This is a genomic window from Chloroflexota bacterium, from assembly GCA_014360805.1.
GTDB lineage: Bacteria > Chloroflexota > Anaerolineae > DTLA01 > DTLA01 > DTLA01.
In genome coordinates this window covers 1-21,473 of sequence record JACIWU010000029.1, presented here as the reverse complement: position 1 = coordinate 21,473, position 21,473 = coordinate 1, and the positions used below count along the sequence as shown (strand labels likewise).

Here is a 21,473-nt window from a genome sequence, read left to right as displayed (position 1 = left end):
GCATGCTAGAACGGCTCATCGTCCCAGTCTTCTTCGTCCTCTTCTTCCTCTTCGTCCCAGTCGTCCAGGTCCTCCTCATCCAGGGGAGAGACCAAATCCTCTTCGTCCTCTGGAATCTCTTCGGCGGTCTCGCACTGCCCGTCGTGGTCCAAATCAATCTCCGACGCGCTACAAGTGCCCCGTTCGTTGAGCGTGCACCGCCTGTTCAAGCAACGCACTCGTGTCATCTTCCACCTCCCCCAGCAGTCTGCCTCTTATCTTGGAGGTAAAGCCGCTCAAGAAGGTCCACAAGGCCCGTCGCATCATCCAAGTCAAACTGTGGCACACGTATATCGTGTTTCTGATCCGTCGCCAAGGCGATCAGTTCCCCCTCCGTGCAGAGCAGGTTCGTCCCTCTTGCTGCGCGCGAGACTTCTATCTTCGGCTTGTTGCCCCGCTTGTAGCCCTCGGTCAACACAATGTCCACATCCGGCAATGTTTCCACAATCTCATCCAGAGACAACTCGTGCTCCAGGCGGCGGATCATGGCCAGCCCCTTCGGCGACGCCACTACGACACAATCGCTGCCGGCCTCCGCGTGCTTCCACGAGTCTTTGCCCGGCGTGTCCATCTGGAACCCATGCACGTCGTGCTTGATCGTCGCCACGCGGTAGCCCCGCCGCTTCAGTTCGCGGATCAGTTTCACCATCAGGGTTGTCTTCCCCACGTTGGAAATGCCCACAATGGAGACCACTGGCGGCTTGCCCACGGCTATTCCTCCTCGGGCCAATCCAGCATTTCCACGGTGACTTCCTCGCCCGCGCGGACCACCTTCGTACCCTCGGGAATGATCGCCAAGCCGTTGGCCTTTACCATGGACGTAAGGATTCCAGAACCTTGATCACCCGTCAAGCGCGCGTAGTAGGCATCGCCAACCCTTTCCACAATGGCCCGCTTGAACTCGCGGCGGTCGCCCCCTTTCACGTCCTCGCGCAGGATTGCGCGGATGACCGGCTTGCGCAGTTTGCGCTTCCCCTGCATCTTGAGGATGGCTGGCCGGGCAAATCGCTCAAACGAGACCATGGACGAAACCGGATTCCCCGGAAAGCCGATGAGCGGGATGCCCTGGATATAGCCGAAAGCCAGCGGCTTGCCGGGCTTCATGCGCACCTGCCAGAAGTCAATCTGCCCCAGCGAGTTCAGCACGTCCTTCACCACATCGTACTCCCCCACGGACACCCCGGCCGACGTCAGAATGAGGTCAACCTTCAGGTCTATCGCCCGCCGGAGTTTCGCCGTCAGATCTTCCACCGTATCGCGGGCGATGCCCAGGGGTATTGGGATTCCGCCATACTTCTGCACCAGCGCCGCGTTCGTGTACAGGTTGGAGTTGCGAATCTTGCCAGGCGTCAGCGGCTCGTTTGGCTCCACTAACTCATCGCCGGTCGCCAGCACCGCCACCCGCGGCCGACGGTAGGCCAGAAACTCCACCCGTCCCACCGAGGCCAGCACCCCCAACTCGGCAGGGCGCAACTCGGTGCCACTGGCCAGCACCCTCTCGCCGGCGCGGATGTCTTCGCCCGCGGGGCGCACGTTCTCATTCACGGCGACCGGCTCGTAAATCGCTACCTCGTCCTCATGCACTGTTCCGGTCATCCGCGCGTTCCCCTTGCCCTCCGACGTGTTCTCAAACCGTACGACGGCATCGGCCCCCGGCGGCATCGGCGCGCCCGTCATGATTCGGATCGCAGTCCCCGGCTCCACCGCCTGATCCGGAGACTGTCCTGCGGCCAGGGTGCCCTTCACCTTGAGGCACACGGGGCTCTCTCGCGTTGCGCCCGCCGTATCCGCGGCACGCACGGCGTAACCATCCATGGCCGAGTTCGCGAACGGCGGGATGTTGACATCCGCATACACATCCTCGGCAAGCACCCGGCCCAGCCCATCCCACAGCGACACTTTTTCCGCTTCCAAAGGATGGAAGGCCTGCATAATCCTTTCGTAGGCTTCTTCAACTGCAATCATGCACTGTACCCCCAAGAACATTATATTATCCGAGACTCGCCACCCAACTTCGCACGAATCGCCTCGCGCAGGTGCTCCTTGCGAATCGGGACGCGGGTGAGTCGCACGCCGGTCGCATCGTAGATGGCATTCGCAATGGCCGGCACGGTGGCGATGGAAGGAATCTCGCCCACGCCTTTGGCACCGAACGGGCCTTCTGTCGCAGGCGCCTCCACCAGAATCGGGATGATCTCGGGCACATCGTCAACCGTGGGAATCTTGTATTTCGCCAGCGTGTCCGACACAATCCTGCCCTCGTTGAGGACCAATTCCTCTTTCAGCGCCAGGCCAATGCCCATCACCACGCCGCCCTCTATTTGCCCCCGCACCGCCTTGGGGTTGATGGCCTTGCCCACATCATGAGCCGCGGCCACGCGAAGCACGCGGACATCCCCCGTGTCCAAATCCACCTCCACCTCGGCCACCTGCGTCGCATACCCGTAGGCGAAATGCACATCGCCTTCCTGCCCCAAGGGCACAGTGCGTGGCGGCGTATAGACGCGGCGCACCACAGGGCGGCGGCCTTCCTTGCGCGCCGCTTCCGCAAGGGCACGCAGGCTCACGCGAACCCCGCCGCTCACGACCTGGCCATCCACGAACTCCACCGCATCTGGCGACGAGTCCAGCATCTCGGCTGCCGTTTGCGCAAGGAGCGCTTTCAAGTCCAGAGCCGCAAGCCGCACGGCATTGCCAGTGATGAACGTCTGTCGCGAAGCAGTCGTGGCCCCTCCGTCCGGCGTCAAAGCCGTATCACCAACGACCAACCGGATATCCTCGGGCTTCACTCCCATGACCTCGCCCACGATTTGGCTGGCCACGCTCACCAGCCCCTGGCCCACTTCCGCCGCGCCGATGCGCACCTCCAAAGCGCCGTCTTCGCACAACTCCACCTCGGCCCCGGCTGAATCCGCCACGCCGCCGCCCAACCCAACGTTCTTGAAGGCGCACGCCATGCCCCAACCGCGCACCTTGCGCCCATGCTGGCCGCCTCGCTGCCACGTCCGCCGCGAATCGCCCAGGACGCGCGCTTCGGGAATGGCGGCCACCGCGCGCTCTATCGTATCGGGCAGGCCAACGCTGTCGCGCAGAACCTGGCCGGCAGCCGTTGTCGCGCCCACGTGAAGCGCGTTCCGCCTGCGCAGTTCCAGCGGCGAAATCCCAAGTCGTTCTGCCAGAGTATCCATCTGGCACTCTGCGGCGAAATGGGCCTGTGTCGCGCCGAACCCTCGGAACGCGCCCGCGGGTGGGTTGTTCGTGTACACGGTGTAGGAGATGATGTCCACATTGGGGATTTCGTAGGGGCCAGACGCATGGGTAGCGGCCCGCTTTATGACGTGCGGGCCCAAGGACGCATAGGCCCCCGTGTCGCCCCAGATGCGCGCCTTCATCGCCAGCAGCCGACCATCCGCCGCCGCAGCCGTCTTCATCCAGATGCGCGTCGCGTGGCGCTTCGGATGTACCCGAATGGATTCGCGCCGCGACAGGGTCAACTTGACCGGCCGCCCGGTTGCCTGGGCCAGCAACGCGGCGTGAATCTGCGTGCTGATGTCCTCCTTGCCGCCAAACGCCCCGCCGACCGCCGTCTGGACGATGCGAACCTTCTCCTGCGGAAGCGCCAGCGACGCGGCCACCTGCGCCCGATCCGAGAACGGAATCTGTGAGCCTACGTACACGGTGATCCCGCCATCCTCCTGCAGAACTGCCACCGAGGTCTCTGGCTCCAGAAAAGCGTGCTCATTGAACGGTGTCTCATACACCTGCTCCACCACCACGGCGGCGTTACGGAAGGCCTCTTCCGCGTCTCCCCGCAGCACCTTCGCCTCCGAGACCAAATTGCCCTTCTCGTGCACGCGCGGCGCGCCTTCCTCCAGGGCGGCCACCGGATCGGTAACGACAGGCAGCGGCTCGTAGTCAACGCGGATCCGCTCCAGCGCCGCTCGGGCAATCTCGGGCGTCTCGGCGGCCACAGCGGCAATCGCATCGCCCACGTAGCGCACCTTGTCCCAGGCGAACACCGGCCAATCGTCCACCACAAGGCCGTGCGTCTTGCGCCCGGGAACGTCGGCCGCCGTCAACACCGCATGGACGCCCGGCAGAGTGCGCGCCTGGCTCACGTCAATGCCGAGAATGCGCGCATGAGGGTATTCGCTCCGCAGGACTGCCCCGTACAGCATCCCGTCAAAGAACAGGTCGGCGGCGTATTGCGCCGTGCCGGTGGCCTTCGCCACGGCGTCGGGCCGCGCCACCGATTTGCCCACGCCCGCGCCGCTGACCGACTCCACAGCAGCGCGCCCTGCCAGCAGATCCGCCGCCAGTTCCACGGCCTCAATGATTTTCACGTATCCCGTGCAGCGACACAGGTTCCCCTTCAGGACCTCCTTGATCTCTGCGCGCGTCGGGCGGGGGTTCTCATCCAACAAAGCCTTAACAGCCATGATCATCCCGGGCGTGCAGAACCCGCACTGAATGGCGCCCGTCGCCACGAACGCCTGCTGAACCGGATGCAGGTGTCCCTCTTGCGCGAGCGCCTCAACCGTCCACACGGTGCTCCCGTCCAGCCGCGCGGCGCGCGTGATGCAGGCTCGCCGCGCCTTGCCGTCCACGATCACCGTACAGGCCCCGCAGTGGCCTTCGCCGCACCCATTCTTCGTGCCGGTCAAATGCAGGCGCTCGCGGAGCACGTCCAGCAGCGACTCCTTGTCGCCCACCTCCAGCACATGCCAGTCGCCATTGACTCGCAGATTCACGGTCGGCATGAATGCACGCTCCTATCACTCCTCCACGATGCGGAAGGATGTCGTGATGTTCGCCACTTTGTTCATCATCGCCGCCGCCGAGCAGTACTTCTCCTCGGAGAGCGCGATGGCCTGCTCCACAGCCTTCTCGGACACGCCCTTGCCGTAAACGACGTATTCCACATGGATATCGGTGTAGTAATTGGGCGGCTCTTCGCGCTGCATGCCCTGCACGCTCACCTCCACGCCGCGGAACGGCTGGCGCTTCTTGCCGAGGATGTTCACCACGTCCATAGCCGTGCACCCTGCCAACCCCACGAGGAGGAGTTCCATGGGACTGGCACCCGTGTTTCTGCCCCCGGGCGGCGGCGCATCCAGAACGATGGCGTGGCCCGAACCGGTCTCGCCCACGAATTGCATCCCGTTCACCCACCGCACTCTTGCCTCTTTTGCCACGATGACCTCCCTTTATGCTTCGGTTTTCTGCTCCTCAAGGATGGCTTCCATGCGAGTCAAATCCGCAGGAACGTTCAGGTTGAAGAACGAACGCAAATCGGGATCCAGTATCCGGATTTCATCCTCGCGAACATCGCGGACGCGCACCTGCCCCAAGAAGGAGATAATCCGCCGCTCGCCCGCGTCCAGAGCGGCCTTGATGGCAGCCACGCACGTCTTGCTGTAAATGGCGTGTAGCGGCTCTGCCTCCCCACGCACATACGGCATGACGACATCGTACCCAGCGGAGATGAGGAACATATAGCGAATGAGATTCAAATCCAGGAACGGCATATCGCACGCCACGCATAAAACGCGCGGATGACGGCAAGCCTGCACGGCCGTGTAAACCCCGCCCAGCGCTCCGGCCCCCTTCACCAGGTCTTCAACCAAGCGCACATCCATGTCAGCAAACCGCTCCAGGCGGTTGCCCACAATCAGCACGTCATCCGACACCCTGCCCAGCCGCTCAACAACACGCTGAATCAGGGTCTGACCGCCCAGTTGTACCAGCGCCTTGTCCCTGCCGAAGCGGGAACTTGCGCCGCCAGCAAGGACAGCGCACGACACATCTGGCATAATTTCCTCGCAGACTTGACGACATCAACAAACACAGGCAGTATACTTGACGTGCGCACAACGCGCAACCTGCAGCCTTTGGCGATTCGGTTCCATAGTTTGAGGTATCCGCCCGATGGTCCCACCAACAGGCTGAAGCCGAATCCACGCATGCGCCATTTGCGCGACTGGGTGCGGACACGCTATACTTATCCTGCGCGTCCACGCGCACCGTGCGAGCGACAGGCCCGAGCGTGGCCGCCGTGCCGAACAGCGCCGTGAGAGTTACGCGATGCGGAATCAAACACAGGGCGAACTCGTCCCTGCAAACGCGGTTTTGCGAGTCTATCTGTTAGGGCCCCCGCAAGCGGACCGGGCCGGTGGCACCCTGGCCCTGTCACGCCGCCAGGCCCGCGCCCTCCTCTACCGCCTCGCAGCGCGACTGGAGCCCGTACCCCGCGAACACCTCTGCTTCCTCTTCTGGCCCGACACGCCCGAATGCGATGCGCGCCGAAAGTTGACCCATCTCCTCACTCACCTCCGCCGCGCCCTGCCCGATCCCAATCTGCTGCTCATCGCCAATGACCGCGTGGCGTTGGACGCAGGGCGGGTCTGGTGCGACATAGTAGCCTTTCGCCAAAGCGCAGAGAGTGGGACCGCTGAGGGACTCCGCTATGCGGTTGACCTCTACCGCGGGGCCTTCCTGGCGGGTTTCTCCCTGCCGGGTAGCCCCGAATACGAAGCGTGGGCAGCCCAGGAGCAGCGGGCGTGCGAGGGCCTGTACCTGCGGACGCTGGCGACCCTGGTTGACGAGAGAACATCTGGCGGAGACCTGAACGCCGCCATCCTGTACGCGAAACGATACCTGGAGACCGACGACCTCGCCGAGGACATCCACCGTCGCCTGATGGAACTCTACGCGGCCACCGGCGACCGACACGCCGCCCTGCGCCAGTTTGAACGCTGCATCGCCGTCCTGGAGCGCGAACTGAACGTTGCGCCGCTGCCGGAGACGCGCGAGGTCTACCAGGCTATCCTAGCCGGACAGCCGCCGCGCCACGCGCCCAAGCGCAGGATGATGGCGCTGCCCAGGATGGACACGCCGATGCTCGGGCGGCAAGACGCGATGCGCCGCCTGGAGGAAGCACACCGTCGCGCTTCCCTGGGCCCCGGTCAGGTGATCCTCATCTCCGGCGAGGCGGGCGTGGGAAAATCGCGCCTGCTGCACGAGTTCGCCTCCCGCCTGTCCAAACGGGCGCGCGTGCTCATCGGTTTCGGACACCCCGAGACGCGCACCATGCCCTATCACCCCATCATCCAAGCCCTGCGCGCGCTGTTCGCCCCGGAGCCGGAAGCGTCGGACGCCGAGGCCGAGCCGGACTCGCCCACCCGTGGGCGTCCGCACGGCGTAAGCCCCGTCTGGCTCACTGAAATCTCGCGCCTTCTGCCGGAACTGCGCGGCCTCTACCCCGACCTGCCGTCGCCGCTGCCCGCGCAACCGGAAGAGGCGCGCAGCCGCCTCTTTGACGCCCTCTGCAAGGTCATGCGGGACCTGGCCCCCCTTGCCCTATGCCTGGACGACCTGCACCATGCCGACAGCACGACCCTGGACTGGCTGGCACACTTAGGCCGGCAACTCGGCAGCAGTTACCTACTGGTCGTCGGCGTCTACCGAAGCGAGGAGGCCGATGTTGTGAGCGGGCTGCGCCACAGCCTGGCGCTCACAGGCGCGCTACAGGAACTGCAACTAGAGGGCCTGGACGAGGAAGTGGTGCTCAAACTCTTTCGGCATCTGGCCGGGACAATTCCCGGCGACGAGGTGTTTGCCCGTCGCCTGTGGAAGATTACGGGAGGCAACCCGTTCTTCGTCTTGGAAACGATCCGATCCCTGATGCAGACCGGGCGAATGCGCGAAGCCCTGGCCGATGCAGACAACCTTCCATTGCCCGAGACCGTTGTGCAGGCGGTGGACGACCGGCTTCGGCGATTGAGCCCAGTGGCGAGGCAGGTGCTACAGGCCGCGGCGATTGCCGGCGACACGCTTAGCCTGGACCTGGTGCGCCTGACGGCAGGCCGCCCCGAACTTGAGACTATGGACGGCCTGGATGAATTGGTAGCGCAGCAACTCCTGGTGGAAAGTCGCGGCGCGCCACAAGCGCGTCCCTATCGCTTCCACCACGAATTGGTGCGGCGGGTCGTGTACGCCGGTCTCGCCCCGACCCGGCGCCAACTCCTGCACCGTCGCGCAGGCCGCGCCCTGGAGCAACTGGAGCCCACTGCCGCGGCTGCGCTGGCGCACCACTTTGAGGCCGGCGGCGAGTTCACGAAGGCGCTGCAGTACCATGGCCTTGCAGCCCGGCAGGCCGCGGACATGTTCGCCTGGAACGAGACCGAGGAGCACCAGACCCGAATGTTGGCGCTGCTGGACTATCTTGACCCGGACCGCACCCGGCCCGAATCCTTGGCCCAGCGCGGGCGGGTGCTAGCAGACCGCGCTCACCTGCGGTACGTGAGCGGTCGGCTGGACGAGCGCGACGCCGACGTACAGGCGTTGGCCGGCCTCGCGGAAGCCAGCGGCGACAGCGATCTCTGCCTACTCGCCACACTCCACCGCACACGCTACCTGAATCTGGCCGGACAGTATGTGGAAGCGATCGGCCAGGCGCAAGCAACCCTGCAGCACATCGCCCCCGTGCCCGTCCCGGCTCCCGAGCCCGCAAGGTCCATGCTGTGCCAGATTCTCGTTGAGATCGGATTCGCCCACTACCTTCTGGGCCAGCCCAGGCAAGGGCTTGCCGCCCTGGAGTCCGCACTCGCCATCGCGGGCGAGAAGGCCGGCCCCGAAATCCGCGGGCCCATTGCCCACAACCTCGGCTACATCTACCTCCATACAGGAGACTACGCCCAGGCGCTGGCCTACCAACAAGAGGCAGAAGCCTGCCACAGGGCAGCAGGGGACTACAACGGTGTGGCATGGGCGTTGCTGGACATGGGCCTGCTGCACTTGAAACTGGGGCATTCCTTGGAGGCGCAGCGCTGGCTGAGCGAAAGTCTTGCCCTGGCCCGGCGCATTGGGGCGCGCCCTGCGGAGGCCTATGCCCGCACATACACCGCATACTGGGAACTGCACCAGGGGTTCTATGCCATTGCTGCCGAGCACCTCCGCGAGTGCGTACCCCTGCACCTGGAAATGCACCAGGCGCACGGCGCGGCCGCCGCGGAGATCGGCCTGGGGCTCGCGCTGCACCACCTGGGCAGTAATGCCGAAGCGCGCCGCGTACTCCAAAGCGCGGTGCAGCGGGCCCGCGCCGTTTCGCATCGGCGCAGGTTGGCCGAGGCGCTGATCGCCCTCGGGCTTGTAGAAATGGAAGGCGAGGAGAAGCACACGGCCCAGGGCCTTTTGGCCGAGGCCATAGACATCGCGAGGGAAAGCGAGTGCCGCGAGCACCTGGCGGCAGGGTTCGCTGCCCAGGCCCGTGCCGAGCGCCATGCGGACAATCTGGTTGGCGCTCTGGCGTGCGCGCGCGAGGCCATCCGCCTGGCTGGCGAAGGGTCGCTGCCCGTCGGCAGGATGTGGGGCGAGACCGAGGCCGGCCTGGCCCTGCTGGCCCAGGGCGAAGCGGCGGCCGCCCTGGAGCACACCGAGCAAGCCGTGGCCCTGGCCCACCTCGCCCACGAGGCCTGGATCGGGAGCGAAGAGGTCTATCGCGCCCATGCCCGGGTTCTGCACACCCTGGGCCGGGGCGCGGAAGCCCATGCCTATATCCAAAAGGCCGACGCCGTCATCCGAGACAAAGCCCATCGCATCCCGAATCCCCAGCGGCGCCAGGCCTACCTCCGCTTTGTGAACCGTGAGGCGTAGGGCCTCCGCAAGAAACCCTCATGCGTTTCCCCTGTTTTGTAGCCACTTTGTAGCCATCCTCATGCTAACCTGTTGAAAAGACCGATCGCAGCCGCGTTATCCATCCGCAAGAGCAACGATACGATGGAGAACACATGCCTACATCCAGCGAGTACATGTCGTTCCTAGTTCGCCTCTCGCGCGCGTCGGTTTACGGGAGCAACGAGCCATGCGCCATATCTCAAAGTTGGCACTGTGAGGTTGAACACGTCCAAACAGGCCGGTGTTGGACTTTCAGCACGCTGGATGACCTGTTGGATTTTCTGCGCCGACTGGGTGAGAACCCGCAGATTCTATGGCCCCCAGCGGAAGGAGGGGACTATGACCAAACAATAACCACGTGATGTTGAGTGAAAGTTGTAAAGTACGAAAAGGAGGTTCTACCATGAAGTTCGTCGCGTTGTGGAGTCTGAAAGAATCCGTAGACCAGGCCAAGTTGGCGGAGATGATGGGACGCCGAGCCGAGTGGAAGTTCCCTGAGGGGATCAAACTGATCGCCGAGTACTGGTCGCCCAAGAGCAAACCGGCGGTAGTGTCCATCTTTGAGGCCGACGATGCGGCGGCGTTGACGATCAACTCGGTGGCCTGGATTGACGCGATGGAGGCGGACATCTTCCCCGTCGCCACGTGGGAGGAGGGGCTGCAGGGACTGACCCGCTATCTGAGCGGCGCGTAGCGGGGCGACGCGCGCCAGGCACCGCTCCCTGATGGCAACCGAGCAGAAAGGAGGTGTTCTGCGATGGTGCTCTTTGTGGTGAAGTGGGATATCCATCCGGACAAAGTGGATGCCTACCTGGAGTGGCTCAAGAGCGCAGTGCCGCGCACCGTGGGCGGGCCGGGAGTGGTGACATTTCGGGCATACCGTGGAGCCGCCGGCGCTCCCCAGGTCGTGGCGACCTACGAGTTCGCCGATATGGCCGCCTGGGCAACCTGGCACACGAACGAGGAGATGCAGAAGGTGTGGTCTGAACTGCACACCCTCGGCCTCAACGTGACTGCGGAACTCTGGGGGCCGTCACCGGTCATGCCCAAGCCCATCCGGCCCGGTGGGTAGGCCACGTTCCCAACCAGGACGGGGCCCGGCGCTCTTCGCCGATTCTGCCCCCGCGCCAGGCCCCATCTCTATCTCAGAAAGTAGACAAGTAAGGAGATACGATGGCCACTGGCCTCAAACTGCTTTGGCTGCGCCGTGTCCTCTTTGTCAAGACGCTGATCACGATCGTTGTCTGGGGTCTCCCTGCCCTTCTCGGCCCGCTTTCCCTCCTCTCCATGCTGGGCGTACCGATCCCTGAATACCCCATCTACCTCAGGCTCTTCGGGGGCGCTGCCACGGCCTGGGGGGTTGCCTACTGGTTCGCCTACCGAGAACCTCTCCGCAACGTGGCGATCATCCGAGCAGGGCTGGTGGACAACGCCCTTCCCACGTTGGTCATCGCGATCTTGGGGCTTGCGGGAAGGGTGTCTAGCGCGTTCATCTGGGCTTCGGGCGCCGCAACTGCCCTGTTCTTCCTGGCCTTCCTCGTGCTGATGCCGAAGAACGGGATGGTGCCTGACGAGTGAACCAACGGCTATCCGTTGGTCAGGAGGCAATACTTATGGACAAGAGCACGCGCCCCTATCGGCATGCGGGCGCTGCCGTGAAGACCCTGCTCCTGCTCGGACTTGCACTGACAGTCGTCCTGGGCAGTGCAGGCGCAGCGCCGGGTGCGATGGCAGGCACACTCCAGCCCGACTTGCAACCGCCCGCCATAACCCCAACCTGGACTTTCAGCGGCAATGTTTACCAAGGCGAGCCCGGCGACTACAGCACGCCGCTGGCGGGCGTAACAGTTGCCATCTACGGGGCCAATCGCACCGGCGGCTGGGGCACGTGGATTCGGGAGACGACCACGAACCGCTCCGGCGCATTCAGCCTTTCTGTGTCGGGCTACGATGGCGACTACGCATACTACAACATCGTGGAGACCGACCCTTCGGGCTACGTATCTACCGGAGCCCTCAGCGGCTCCGGCGGCGAAGTGGTCAGCGCAAACTGGATTCGCTTCCACAACCCGTCTCCGGGCGGGTATGCGGAGAACTTCTTCTGGGACGAACCGGCCCCCACAGCCACGCCGACGGCCACTGTCGTCAGGCCAACTCACACGCCCAGCGCCACAGCCACCCCGACGCCCACTGCCACGCGAACACGCACGCCCAGCGCCACGCCCACGGCTACGGCTTGGTCCTACGTGTGGGAGTTCAGTGGCGTCGTTTGGGTTACACCCATTCAACTGCCGGCTCCACAGGTAGAGGTGAGTCTATACGGTTCGCACCATCCTTTGGAACTGGAGCAGCGCGTGGACGCGACCCTAACGAGCGAAGACGGCTCATTTGTGCTCCACTACGTCCCGGGCCCGGGGTCAGCCGCTCTGCAAATGTACCCATATCTCATCCTCGCAGTTACCGACGCTCGCTACAGTGTGGTGAATGCCTGGTCCGAAAGTGGCGGCGAGGTGGTTGCGGGGATGCGCCTTGTCTGGCATGAGCCACCTACGGGGCAATACGGGGGCAACGGCTTTGTGGTTGCCTCGGCGGCGGGGACCCCTACCCCAACGCCTACGGCCACCCCGAGCGGCGCGCAAATCGTCAACCTCTGCGCTGTGGAAGACGCCTATGTCAATCAGATGGCGCCGGGCGCGAACTACGGCGATTCGGCCTGGCTCTACGTCGGCACCTACTGGGGACAGCATGAGAACGGCATTAGCCGATCGCTGGTGCGGTTTAACCTCGGTTGGCTGCCCGCCGACACCGACATCCACAGCGCGTCCCTGGAGTTGCAGGCGTCGTCGGCCAGCGGCGCAAGCACGGTAGACATCCGCGTTTACCCTATTGCCGACGACTGGCAAGAGATGTCCGTAACGTGGAACAACCAGCCGACGGTGGACGCACCCGTCGCCACCACGCCGGTGGACCTGTCCACGCCCACCGTGTACGCTTGGGACGTTACCGACCTGGTGCGCGAGTGGGTGAGCGGCGCGCGCCATAACCTGGGCCTGGAACTGCGAGGGCACGAATCTCTCCCGGACTGGCTGAGGGGCTTTGACAGCCGCCACTACTCGCCCTATTTCACGCCATTTTGCCCGCGCCTGGTGCTCAACTTCACGGCCCACCACCCGGTGCAAACGCCCACGCCCCTGCCGACGCCCACACCCACGCCCACGGCGACGTCGCCGTGTCCCGCCGGGGATGCCGGCAATTTCTTCGCGGCGGCGACTCCGCTGACCCTCCACAGCGAGGTGCAAGAGTACATCTGCCCAAGCGGCGACGTGGACTGGTGGAAATTCTCGGTCGTCACCGGGCAGGAGATCACCGTGCACCTATACGACATGCCGCGGGCTCCGGATGCCGACTATGACCTGTTCCTCGTCAGCCCGACGTACGGCAGCGTCGCCAGTTCAGAGCGATGGGGCGCGGACAAGGATGAGTATATCTCCTACATCGCGCAGCAGAGCGGCGAGTACCGGGTGCTGGTACGCGGCAAAGGCGTTGCCGACTGGAGTTGGAAGCACCCGTACAAACTCCTGGCGCGGGTCTGCTATCCGGACGAGGCCGGCGACACGCCCGACACGGCGGCCACCATCTCGCCGGGGACGACTGTGATTGGGCGACTTTGCCCGGCAGGGGATGTGGACTGGTACGAATTCCCTGTGCCGCCCGGGCAGGTGACAATCAACGCCACGTTGAGCAACCTGCCAAAGAACTATTACATAGAACTCTATGACCCAGATAACATGCCGCGCGACTCATCGGAGCAAAATGGCCCGCCGCAGGAAACGATCTCCTACGTCGCCATGAATCGGCCGGGAATTTGGAAATTGGCCGTGCGCGGCTTGCCTCTGGGCAATCCGGACTGGGATGCCACGAACCCCTATCATCTGCGCGTAACCGTGCCGCCACTGCCCGATCTGACCTTCATGGGGATGGAAGTCGTGCAAGTAACGCAGAACACCGCGGGCACCATCCCGCTGGTGGCAAACAAGGCTACCATGGTCCGCGTCTATGTGAACAGCGGGTGGGGGCAGAGCACCGTTATCCCCAATGTGACAGTGCGACTGACCGCGTGGAAAGGCTCCTCCATCCTGGGCACGCTCACACGCACAAGCACAATCGGCAACCTGTCGCTGGCGAATGCGCGCCTTGACCTGTGGCGCAGCGTCAATTTTGTCCTGCCGACCTCCTGGCTGAGCGCGGGGACCCTCAACCTTTCTGCCCAAATCAATCCCGACAACGCTATACCGGAGACCAACTACGCCAATAACACCGGCAACAAACAGGCCGTTTTCTACACCGCCTCGCCCGCGCACGTCTGGCTGGTGAACGTGCAGGCGAACAACCTGTCGCCTGCCACCAATGACGCGAATCTGGCGGCATCCGTCGCCTTCCTCGGTGACATCTTTCCCATCCCCAGGGTACAAATCTGGGGCGTCCCCAACTGGCAGTGGGTGGCAAACTACAACTACGTTACGAATGGGGTAGTGTGTGAGAATGGGTGGACCGACTTGCTAGATGATCTGCAGGATCTCTACGACGGGTGGAAGAACCGGCCGGCGAATGCGACCATCTATGGGTACATGCATCAGTCGGTTAATTCGCCGTTTGTCGCCGGGTGCGGGCGCACCGGCGTAGCCGCGGGTATACTGGGTTCCAACGGCAACACAACCATGGCGCACGAGGTCGGCCATGCCTACAATCTGCCGCACGCGCCCTGCGGCGGCGCGGCAAACACGGACCCCTCCTGGCCCACCACGACAAACCCGAATGCCGTCATTGGCGAGGTTGGTGTGCGTCCCGCGACGGGGAATCTTTTCAACCCAAACAATGCTCACGATCTGATGTCTTACTGCGGGCCCGCTTGGTTTTCACCCTACAACTACAAGAAACTACTCAAGATTACCGCCCCCTCCGCACCCAACAGCGCTGCGGCAAATGAGGCTTCCAACCTGGCGCACATCGCCGGCGATGAGCCGTATGTGATCATCAGCGGTCGCCTGGCCGATGATGGCTCATTGACCTTGCGCCCCTTCTGGCAAGACGCATTCGCGCCCGGGCAGTACGACGACGAAGGCGAGGGGCCCTACGCCATAGAACTGCGCGATGACGGGGCGCAGGTCCTCTTCACACGCCGATTTGACCCGTTCAGCGGTCCACAGGGCGGTGATCATGAGATCGGCCATTTCCATGAGATTCTGCCCTATCCTGCCGGCGTGCGGTACATCGTGTTCCGCCATGGCGACCGGACTCTGCGGGAGGTGCCGGTCAGCGCGCACGCACCGCAGGCGCACTGGCTCAGCCCATACGGCGGCGAGTCTTGGGAGGGCGCAGGGCCATTCCGGGCCGCATGGGAGATGACCGACGTGGATGGCGATCTGCTCACCGCGCAGATACTGTACTCGCGCGACGGTGGGGAAACATGGATGCCTGTAGCCGTAAACCTGCGGGCAGGCGAGGCGCTGCTGGATGGCCGCTCGCTCGGCGGCAGCCAACAGGCCCGGCTACGCTTGCGCGTGAGCGATGGCGTGCACACCACCGAGGTAGACAGCGAGTTGTTCCAGGTCGCGCGCAAAGCGCCTCTCGCGTTGATCACGCATCCGCGAATGGCGGCGGTCTATGCCCCCGACGAGCCGGTCCCGTTGCAGGGGTTTGCCAGCGACGCGGAGGACGGGATGCTCCCTGATGAAGCGCTTGCCTGGGACTCTAGCCTGGATGGACCCCTGGGGGTGGGGGCCAGCCTATTCGTAGATACGCTATCTCCCGGCCATCATGTCATCACCCTGACGACCACCGACAGCGACGGGCAGGTGGGCACGGCCTCCGTGGAAATCCTTGTCTTCCGACACCGGCTGTACCTGCCCATAGTCCAGCGGAGCGATTGATCTGGCCCACGACTATGCCCACCGTCCATCGGTTCGTAGATGTGAGGCAGTTGCATTAGGGGAGGTCAGCCGTGAAACACGTACGAGGTTTGCTGATCGTCTTACTCCTCATCGGGCTGTTTGCCATCCCGCCCGCGTCGGCATCGCCGGAATCCGCAGGACCGCCCGTCGCAGCCTCGGACAGTTGCTCAGCCGCAGCGCAACCCTGCGAGAACCTGCTGCTCAACGGCGGCTTCGAGACGGGCAACTTTGCGGGCTGGATCGTGTCCGGCCAGCCGCGCATCGAAGATTGGCCTATACACACAGGTACCTACAGCGCTTGTCTGGGCTACGACCCCTACCGGGACGAAATACACCCGCGCGACATGTTGTCTCAGTACGTGTACGTTCCCTTCGCAGCCGTGGGCGTCAGGTTCCATGCCGTGGTTGCGGTCTGGAGCGACGAGGATCCTGGCCACTACGACTCGCTGACAATAACCGTCAAAAGCAACAGCGGGTTTTCTCGGGAATTCTGGGTATGGAACGACAGTTATATCCCTTGGACTGTTTACTGGATACCCCTAACTTTTCAATACTTTCCCGCGGGAGGACTCCCGCCTGACGAGACCTGGCAGGTGATCGTGGACGCACGGAATGACGAGAGCGGACGGACAGAATTCTACGTAGACACCCTGTCTCTCACCTTCTGTTGCGCCGAAGATCCCTACGAGCCTTACAACGACTACTACAATGCCTACCCCCTCGTGTCAGGCGCCACCTACGACGTGCGCATCTGCCCGCTTGGAGACGAGGACTGGTTCAGATTCCCGGTGGTGCAGGGGCAGGTGATCACCGCCGACCTGTACAACCTTCCAGAAGACTTCGACATGAACTTGTACAGCAGCCCATCCCGGCAGTTGTGCAACAATCTCAGCGGCACGTTCGATGAGCACTGCTACGTGTTTGCCGACAGCACGGGCGAGTGGCGCGTGCGCGTCGTGGGCAAGGGGGGAGCCACCAGCAACTTGCCGGCGCGGCTGCGCGTGCAGGTGGCGAGCTTCCCGACTCTGGCGCCCACCAGTACGCGCACCCCCACGCCCACGTTCACCGCAACGCGTACCCCAACCCGCACGCCCACGCGCACCGCTACGCGCACCGCTACCCGCACCCCCACCCGCACGCCGACGCGCACCGCTACCCGCACGCCGACGAGGCAGGCTCCGAGGCGCGCCTTCCTACCCATCATCATGAAGCAGCGCGTGGCCCCCGGCCCCACCTACACGCCGACGCGCACTGCAACCCGCACGCCCACTCGCACGCCGACGCGGACTGCTACGCCCCGCGTCATCTTCTCGGACGACTTCAACGATGGCGACCTGGCTGGCTGGACTCCCAACGGCGGCGCGTGGTCCAACCCCGGGGAGTACATGCAGGCGGCCCACACGACGGTTGGCTACAATGTGAGGAGCGAAACCGGCGACAACAGCGTCTATGAAGGCACGGTGATTCTGCTGAGCGGCAACGCGGCGGGCCTCATTTTCCGCGCTTCGGCGGATGGCACATCAAACTACTGCGCCGTGCTGGACGCCAGCGCCAATGCGCTGAGACTCTGCGTGAATCAGTCCGGCGCCTATCTGAACTACTACCCTATGACCGTGGAGTACGGCCGTCCGTACCACATCAAGGTCGTCGCCGACGGCTCCAAAATGGATGTCTACCTGGACGGCGTGAAGCGCGTCTCGGCGGAGGACACCAGGTACGCCACCGGCAAGTTCGGCGCATACATCCGAAATGGCGACGCCGTTTGGGACAACCTGGAGGCGCGGGCGCTGCCGTAGCAAACCTGCGACGCACCTCCGACCGCCCGGCCCGGCGGTCCCTGCCTGAAAACTCCCTGTGCGCGCCCCGGTTCTGTGGTATAATATACAGGCATGCTCATCGCTGGTCGCAGCCGTGGGGTGGGCGATTGGACTCTCCAGAGAGGGCTTTCTTGCTGTAGGAGGCATACCATGAGGCACCCGTGGCGTTCCCTCACCGTGGCCGGACGAATGCCCTCGGCGCCGCGCGCCCTCACGCGTACCGCTCTTCCTTCCACGGGTCGGCGCTGTTGTTGTAGCCGTACTGCTCCCAGAACCCCAGCCGGTCTTGAGCCATGAACTCCACGCCGCGAACCCACTTACCGCTCTTCCAGAAGTACCGCTTGGGCACAACCGCCCGCAGGGGGAAACCGTGCTCCGGGGTCAGCGGCTTGTCGTCGTACTTCCAGGCCAGGAGCACATCATCGTCCATGACCACTTCCAGCGGCAGATTCGCCGTGAACCCGTACTCGCAGTGGAACATCACGTAGCGAGCCTCCGGCTTGGGCACCACCAGCGCCGCCAGGTCGCGGAACAACACGCCCTCCCACACGGTGTCCAGTTTGCTCCACCCCGTTACGCAGTGGATGTCGGCCACAATGCGCTTGGTGGGCAGTGCCGTGAACTCCTCGTAGCGGAAAACCCGCTCCCGCTCCACCAAGCCGAACACCCTCAACGTCCACGTGGCCGGGTCAAAGCGCGGCACCTGCCCATAATGCAGCACGGGGAATCGGTCTGTCAGCCTTTGCCCCGGCGGTACGCGATTTTGCACCATTGTGAACACCTCCAATTGGACATCGTCAATCGTCCGTAACAAGCACAGCACGTGCGGGCGCGCCGTCGCCCCCAAGGACTTTGAGCGGCAGGCAGTACAACGTGTACCAGCCGCCTTTCACTGCCGAGAGATCCAGCCCCTCCAGGATCACGACCCCCGCCGACAGCAGAATCGTATGCGTGGAGCCGTCGCCCCCGAACGCCTCCACGGACAGATAGTCCACGCCCACCAGGCGCAGTCCCCGCTCCACCACCCAGCGGGCGGCATCCGGCGTCAGGTGGGCGAAATCCTGCGAGAAGTCGGGCCGCGCCCACAGCGCCGAGTTCGGCGTCTTCAGCAGAAGGCGCTGGGCACCCGCGGGCACACCGGCGCGCGCCAAGTCGCCCGCGTCAATCGGTCCCGCCGCATCAAGTTCCGCCACCCACGCCGGCCCCACCAGAGCGTCCAGCGCCAGCGACTCCACGCCGCGCCCACCCGGGATGAAATGGCACGGCGCGTCAACATGCGTCCCCGTGTGCAGGCCCATGTGGATATTGGACACCGTGGCGCGGCTTCCCTCCTCTTGGCTGCGCACCCGCTCCAACACCACCTTCGCGTCCCCAGGCCATACCACCATCCCCGGATGGATGGGCACGGACACGTCATAGATTCGCATCGGCGCCCTCCTTGCCGCATCCGGGCTTCGCCAGCACGGGCACCAGGAGGCGCGCCACCCGTTCCAGGCTCTCGCGGTCGGCCTCGTCAAAAGCCGCCTCGTCGTCGCTGTCTATGTCAATCTCGCCGTACACGCAGTCCCCATCCAGAATCGGCACGACAATCTCCGAGCGGGTCTCCAGGCTGCACGCGATGTAGCGCGGATCTTGTCGTACATCGGGCACATTCACCGTCTCCCGGGTGCGCGCAGCCAGCCCGCAGATGCCCTCGCCGATGGGGATGCGCGTATGAATCGTCGGCTTCCCGCGATACGGGCCGAGTACCAGTACGTCTCCGACCAGCAGGTACACGCCAACCCAATGGTATTTCGGGTTTGCGCTGTGGAGCGTCCCAACGACCTCATCCAGAATCCGATCGCGGCTCCAGCCTTCGCGGATTCCCCGATGGATCACTTCTTCAGCGATGGCTTCACTCATGGCAGAACCTCTCTTCTTCGGCTTGAGATGTTGTACCATGTCGCGTCTCCCGTGTCAAGGAGTGCGGATAGAAAAACGTGCGGCACACGCGGGTATGTCGCACGTTTTCGCGCAAATGTCAGGCGCTGGCCGATCTACAGCGAGCCTAATACTGGTGCTCCAGGGGGCGGCGTATGCTGCCGAATCCACTCCTGAAACCACTCCCGGTCCAGCACCTGGATCAACAGCGCTGCTCGGTCACTCCGCTGGTTCAAGATGTTACGCAGTTCGCAGATGTGCTGGTGACACTCCTCAAACGCCTGATCCATTTCGGCCGCCGTGAGTTCCCCGGCTTTCCATTTCTCCATCCGTTGACACATCGGCTCCATCAGCCGGCGCCAGCGGTATTCCCGATAGTCGGAGACGAGCCGTTCTTCCCACCATTGCGCAGACGAGGATTCTTGCGGGTCCATTTTACACCTCCTGACCCAGGTACCAGGCAGTTTGGAACTGCCTGGCGCTATCCGCCTAGAGCACCAGCGCCTCGGCGACCAGGTCCCATACTCCTTTGACTTCCACGCCCAGTTTGTAGTGCTCGTTCAGGTCGGCCAGTTGCGTCTTGCAGTTCTCGCAGCCGGTAACGACCCATTTCGCTCCGGTGCGCTGAATCTGCTCCACTTTCTTGCGGCCGCCTTTCATACGCGTCTCTTTCATGTCCGGTTCGGCGATCAGCCCCCCGCCCCCGCCACAGCACCAGTTCAGTTCCCGATTCGGCGTCAGTTCGCGGAAGTCGGTGGCGACGGCGCGGATGAGCATCCTCGGCTCCTCAAAGATGCCTACGTTGCGCCCCAGGTTGCAGGGATCGTGATAGGTCAGGGGAACATCAAACATGCCAGATTGGAGGCGAATGCGCCCTTCCTGCAGGTACGAGGCGATCAGTTGCACCGCGCTCATGCGCTGGATCCCCGCGACCTCATCCCCAAACCAGTGATCCCAGAACTGGAACAACGTTCGGGTGGCATGGCCGCATTCGGCGAAGGCGATGGTCTGCACGCCCAGGCGGCGGGCCTCCTCCACAATCCAGCGAGCGGCTTGTTTCGCTTTCTCCGTGTCGCCAACGAAGAAGGAGTGGTTGGTGGCGGTGAACAGGCTCAGCGTCCAATCTTCCTTCGCCGCGTGGAAAATCTTTGCCATCGGGATGATGGCATGCTCGCCGACCACCGGCACGTACAGGACACGCGCGCCGACCTTGTCCACGGGAATCTGCAGGTCGGGGACACCCCAGTCCTGTCGCACCCGCCCCTCCAGTTCCCGAATCTGCTCCACGTAGAACTCCTTCAGGGCGTCAATGATCTCCCCTTTGCTGACCTCGGCGTTGCCGATCTCGGCCACCATCTCCATCCCCATCCCCTCCTGGAGCAGGGCATAACGCGCCGTGCTGACCAGGAGACCCGTATCCAGGTGGAAGGGGCAAACCAAGGTGCAGCGGCGGCAGCCGGTGCAGTCCCATAGCGCTTTCCGCAGTTCCTCCACCGTCCGCTCGTCTGGGTGCTGGTTTTCCCGATACCAGTCCAGGAGAGGATTGCCTTTGGATTGGAGCAGTTTCTTGACCAGCAGCGCCCGATAGGCGGGGATGTGGGCCACATCGCGAGAGTAGGCGTAGAAGTGGCAAGCATCCGCACAAAGCCCGCAGCGAATGCAGATGTCCATAAAGTATTGAAGCGGGCGATTGACGCGCTGGCGCATCACCTCTGTGAACTTTTCCAACATGGCGCCCTCCTAACTGTAGGCCACCATCTTGGCCAGCACATAGCCGACCATATGGCTAAACTTACTGAAGTTGAAATAGACCATCAGGATTTGAACCAAAGCGAAATGCCAGACGAAAGCCGGGCCTGCGCTTTGAGGGACAGCCTGCCAGTTGAAGGTAGCCAACCCCAGGAAGAAGCGCGGCAACTCTTGCGGATCCAGCGTGTGGAGAAAATGGATATGGAGGCCGGTTACCGCGATCCCAATCAGCAGGAGAAGAGCCAGATAGTCCTGCGGAATGGAGAGTTGCTTGCGGCGGCCCTCCAAACGATGAGCCAGAGCATAGAGCAGAAACACGCTA

18 protein-coding genes are annotated in these 21,473 nt (G+C 63.6%); 6 read left to right on the top strand and 12 right to left on the bottom strand.

What is annotated here, in order from left to right; genetic code table 11:
- Positions 1–5 precede the first annotated feature (5 nt).
- From H5T65_06690 to H5T65_06665, 6 genes are read right to left on the bottom strand one after another with little or no spacing between them, the layout of a single operon-like run.
- Positions 6–227 (bottom strand): hypothetical protein, encoded by a 222-nt coding sequence (locus H5T65_06690; protein MBC7258917.1) that lies wholly within the window; start codon positions 225–227, stop codon positions 6–8.
- Complete coding sequence (gene mobB, locus H5T65_06685; GenBank protein ID MBC7258916.1) at positions 224–748, bottom strand: molybdopterin-guanine dinucleotide biosynthesis protein B; 525 nt, start codon at positions 746–748, stop codon at positions 224–226. Before mobB ends, H5T65_06690 begins: the two co-directional genes overlap by 4 nt.
- A 2-nt stretch (positions 749–750) precedes the next feature.
- Complete coding sequence (locus H5T65_06680; GenBank protein ID MBC7258915.1) at positions 751–2,004, bottom strand: molybdopterin molybdotransferase MoeA; 1,254 nt, start codon at positions 2,002–2,004, stop codon at positions 751–753.
- Between the two features lie 20 nt (positions 2,005–2,024).
- Entirely contained in the window at positions 2,025–4,799 is a 2,775-nt protein-coding gene (locus H5T65_06675; protein ID MBC7258914.1) for a molybdopterin-dependent oxidoreductase, read from the bottom strand.
- Between the two features lie 15 nt (positions 4,800–4,814).
- Positions 4,815–5,198, bottom strand: coding sequence for an OsmC family protein (locus H5T65_06670; protein ID MBC7258913.1), 384 nt, complete (start codon positions 5,196–5,198; stop codon positions 4,815–4,817).
- A 48-nt stretch (positions 5,199–5,246) separates the two neighbouring features.
- Positions 5,247–5,852 carry a molybdenum cofactor guanylyltransferase gene (locus tag H5T65_06665; protein ID MBC7258912.1) on the bottom strand — a complete coding sequence of 202 codons (606 nt, stop codon included), beginning with the start codon at positions 5,850–5,852 and terminating at the stop codon, positions 5,247–5,249.
- Between the two features lie 496 nt (positions 5,853–6,348).
- On the opposite strand from H5T65_06665, the gene H5T65_06660 reads away from it, so the two are divergent.
- The 6 genes from H5T65_06660 to H5T65_06635 all read left to right on the top strand — a co-directional run bounded on the left by H5T65_06660 (position 6,349) and on the right by H5T65_06635 (position 17,461).
- The gene (locus H5T65_06660) at positions 6,349–9,693 is read left to right on the top strand and encodes an AAA family ATPase (GenBank protein MBC7258911.1); all 3,345 of its coding nucleotides are present in this window, start codon (positions 6,349–6,351) and stop codon (positions 9,691–9,693) included.
- Positions 9,694–10,117: 424 nt separating this feature from the next.
- Positions 10,118–10,408, top strand: a complete 291-nt coding sequence (locus tag H5T65_06655) for a DUF3303 family protein (GenBank protein MBC7258910.1) — start codon at positions 10,118–10,120, stop codon at positions 10,406–10,408.
- Between the two features lie 63 nt (positions 10,409–10,471).
- Positions 10,472–10,786: an antibiotic biosynthesis monooxygenase gene (locus H5T65_06650; protein MBC7258909.1), complete on the top strand. Its 315-nt coding sequence runs from the start codon at positions 10,472–10,474 to the stop codon at positions 10,784–10,786.
- A gap of 101 nt (positions 10,787–10,887) precedes the next feature.
- The gene (locus H5T65_06645) at positions 10,888–11,292 is read left to right on the top strand and encodes a hypothetical protein (protein MBC7258908.1); all 405 of its coding nucleotides are present in this window, start codon (positions 10,888–10,890) and stop codon (positions 11,290–11,292) included.
- A gap of 35 nt (positions 11,293–11,327) precedes the next feature.
- Positions 11,328–15,644 carry a DNRLRE domain-containing protein gene (locus H5T65_06640; protein MBC7258907.1) on the top strand — a complete coding sequence of 1,439 codons (4,317 nt, stop codon included), beginning with the start codon at positions 11,328–11,330 and terminating at the stop codon, positions 15,642–15,644.
- Positions 15,645–15,715: 71 nt separating this feature from the next.
- On the top strand, positions 15,716–17,461 hold the full coding sequence (locus H5T65_06635; protein ID MBC7258906.1) for a PPC domain-containing protein: 1,746 nt from the start codon (positions 15,716–15,718) through the stop codon (positions 17,459–17,461).
- Between the two features lie 232 nt (positions 17,462–17,693).
- On the opposite strand, the gene H5T65_06630 is transcribed toward H5T65_06635, so the two are convergent.
- The 6 genes from H5T65_06630 to H5T65_06605 form a co-directional block, all read right to left on the bottom strand.
- Complete coding sequence (locus tag H5T65_06630; GenBank protein ID MBC7258905.1) at positions 17,694–18,254, bottom strand: sulfite oxidase-like oxidoreductase; 561 nt, start codon at positions 18,252–18,254, stop codon at positions 17,694–17,696.
- Between the two features lie 25 nt (positions 18,255–18,279).
- A complete protein-coding gene (locus H5T65_06625; GenBank protein ID MBC7258904.1) occupies positions 18,280–18,909 on the bottom strand; it encodes a cyclase family protein in 630 nt (209 codons plus the stop codon).
- Positions 18,896–19,384: a GAF domain-containing protein gene (locus H5T65_06620; protein MBC7258903.1), complete on the bottom strand. Its 489-nt coding sequence runs from the start codon at positions 19,382–19,384 to the stop codon at positions 18,896–18,898. The genes H5T65_06625 and H5T65_06620 overlap by 14 nt, the downstream gene beginning before the upstream one ends.
- A 134-nt stretch (positions 19,385–19,518) precedes the next feature.
- Entirely contained in the window at positions 19,519–19,836 is a 318-nt protein-coding gene (locus tag H5T65_06615) for a hypothetical protein (GenBank protein ID MBC7258902.1), read from the bottom strand.
- A gap of 55 nt (positions 19,837–19,891) precedes the next feature.
- Entirely contained in the window at positions 19,892–21,133 is a 1,242-nt protein-coding gene (locus tag H5T65_06610) for a (Fe-S)-binding protein (protein MBC7258901.1), read from the bottom strand.
- Between the two features lie 9 nt (positions 21,134–21,142).
- Positions 21,143–21,473: hypothetical protein (locus H5T65_06605; GenBank protein ID MBC7258900.1), on the bottom strand; the 331-nt coding region annotated here is incomplete at its 5' end.

What these genes read in the sequence shown, in the direction of transcription:
- H5T65_06645 (MBC7258908.1), top strand. Translation starts at nt 10,888, where the DNA reads ATGGCCACTGGCCTCAAACTGCTTTGGCTGCGCCGTGTCCTCTTTGTC.
- H5T65_06670 (MBC7258913.1), bottom strand. Translation starts at nt 5,198, where the DNA reads ATGCAATTCGTGGGCGAGACCGGTTCGGGCCACGCCATCGTTCTGGAT.
- H5T65_06655 (MBC7258910.1), top strand. Translation starts at nt 10,118, where the DNA reads ATGAAGTTCGTCGCGTTGTGGAGTCTGAAAGAATCCGTAGACCAGGCC.
- H5T65_06690 (MBC7258917.1), bottom strand. Translation starts at nt 227, where the DNA reads ATGACACGAGTGCGTTGCTTGAACAGGCGGTGCACGCTCAACGAACGG.
- H5T65_06665 (MBC7258912.1), bottom strand. Translation starts at nt 5,852, where the DNA reads ATGCCAGATGTGTCGTGCGCTGTCCTTGCTGGCGGCGCAAGTTCCCGC.
- H5T65_06680 (MBC7258915.1), bottom strand. Translation starts at nt 2,004, where the DNA reads ATGATTGCAGTTGAAGAAGCCTACGAAAGGATTATGCAGGCCTTCCAT.
- H5T65_06610 (MBC7258901.1), bottom strand. Translation starts at nt 21,133, where the DNA reads ATGTTGGAAAAGTTCACAGAGGTGATGCGCCAGCGCGTCAATCGCCCG.
- H5T65_06630 (MBC7258905.1), bottom strand. Translation starts at nt 18,254, where the DNA reads ATGGTGCAAAATCGCGTACCGCCGGGGCAAAGGCTGACAGACCGATTC.
- H5T65_06620 (MBC7258903.1), bottom strand. Translation starts at nt 19,384, where the DNA reads ATGAGTGAAGCCATCGCTGAAGAAGTGATCCATCGGGGAATCCGCGAA.
- H5T65_06615 (MBC7258902.1), bottom strand. Translation starts at nt 19,836, where the DNA reads ATGGACCCGCAAGAATCCTCGTCTGCGCAATGGTGGGAAGAACGGCTC.
- H5T65_06640 (MBC7258907.1), top strand. Translation starts at nt 11,328, where the DNA reads ATGGACAAGAGCACGCGCCCCTATCGGCATGCGGGCGCTGCCGTGAAG.
- H5T65_06650 (MBC7258909.1), top strand. Translation starts at nt 10,472, where the DNA reads ATGGTGCTCTTTGTGGTGAAGTGGGATATCCATCCGGACAAAGTGGAT.
- H5T65_06675 (MBC7258914.1), bottom strand. Translation starts at nt 4,799, where the DNA reads ATGCCGACCGTGAATCTGCGAGTCAATGGCGACTGGCATGTGCTGGAG.
- H5T65_06625 (MBC7258904.1), bottom strand. Translation starts at nt 18,909, where the DNA reads ATGCGAATCTATGACGTGTCCGTGCCCATCCATCCGGGGATGGTGGTA.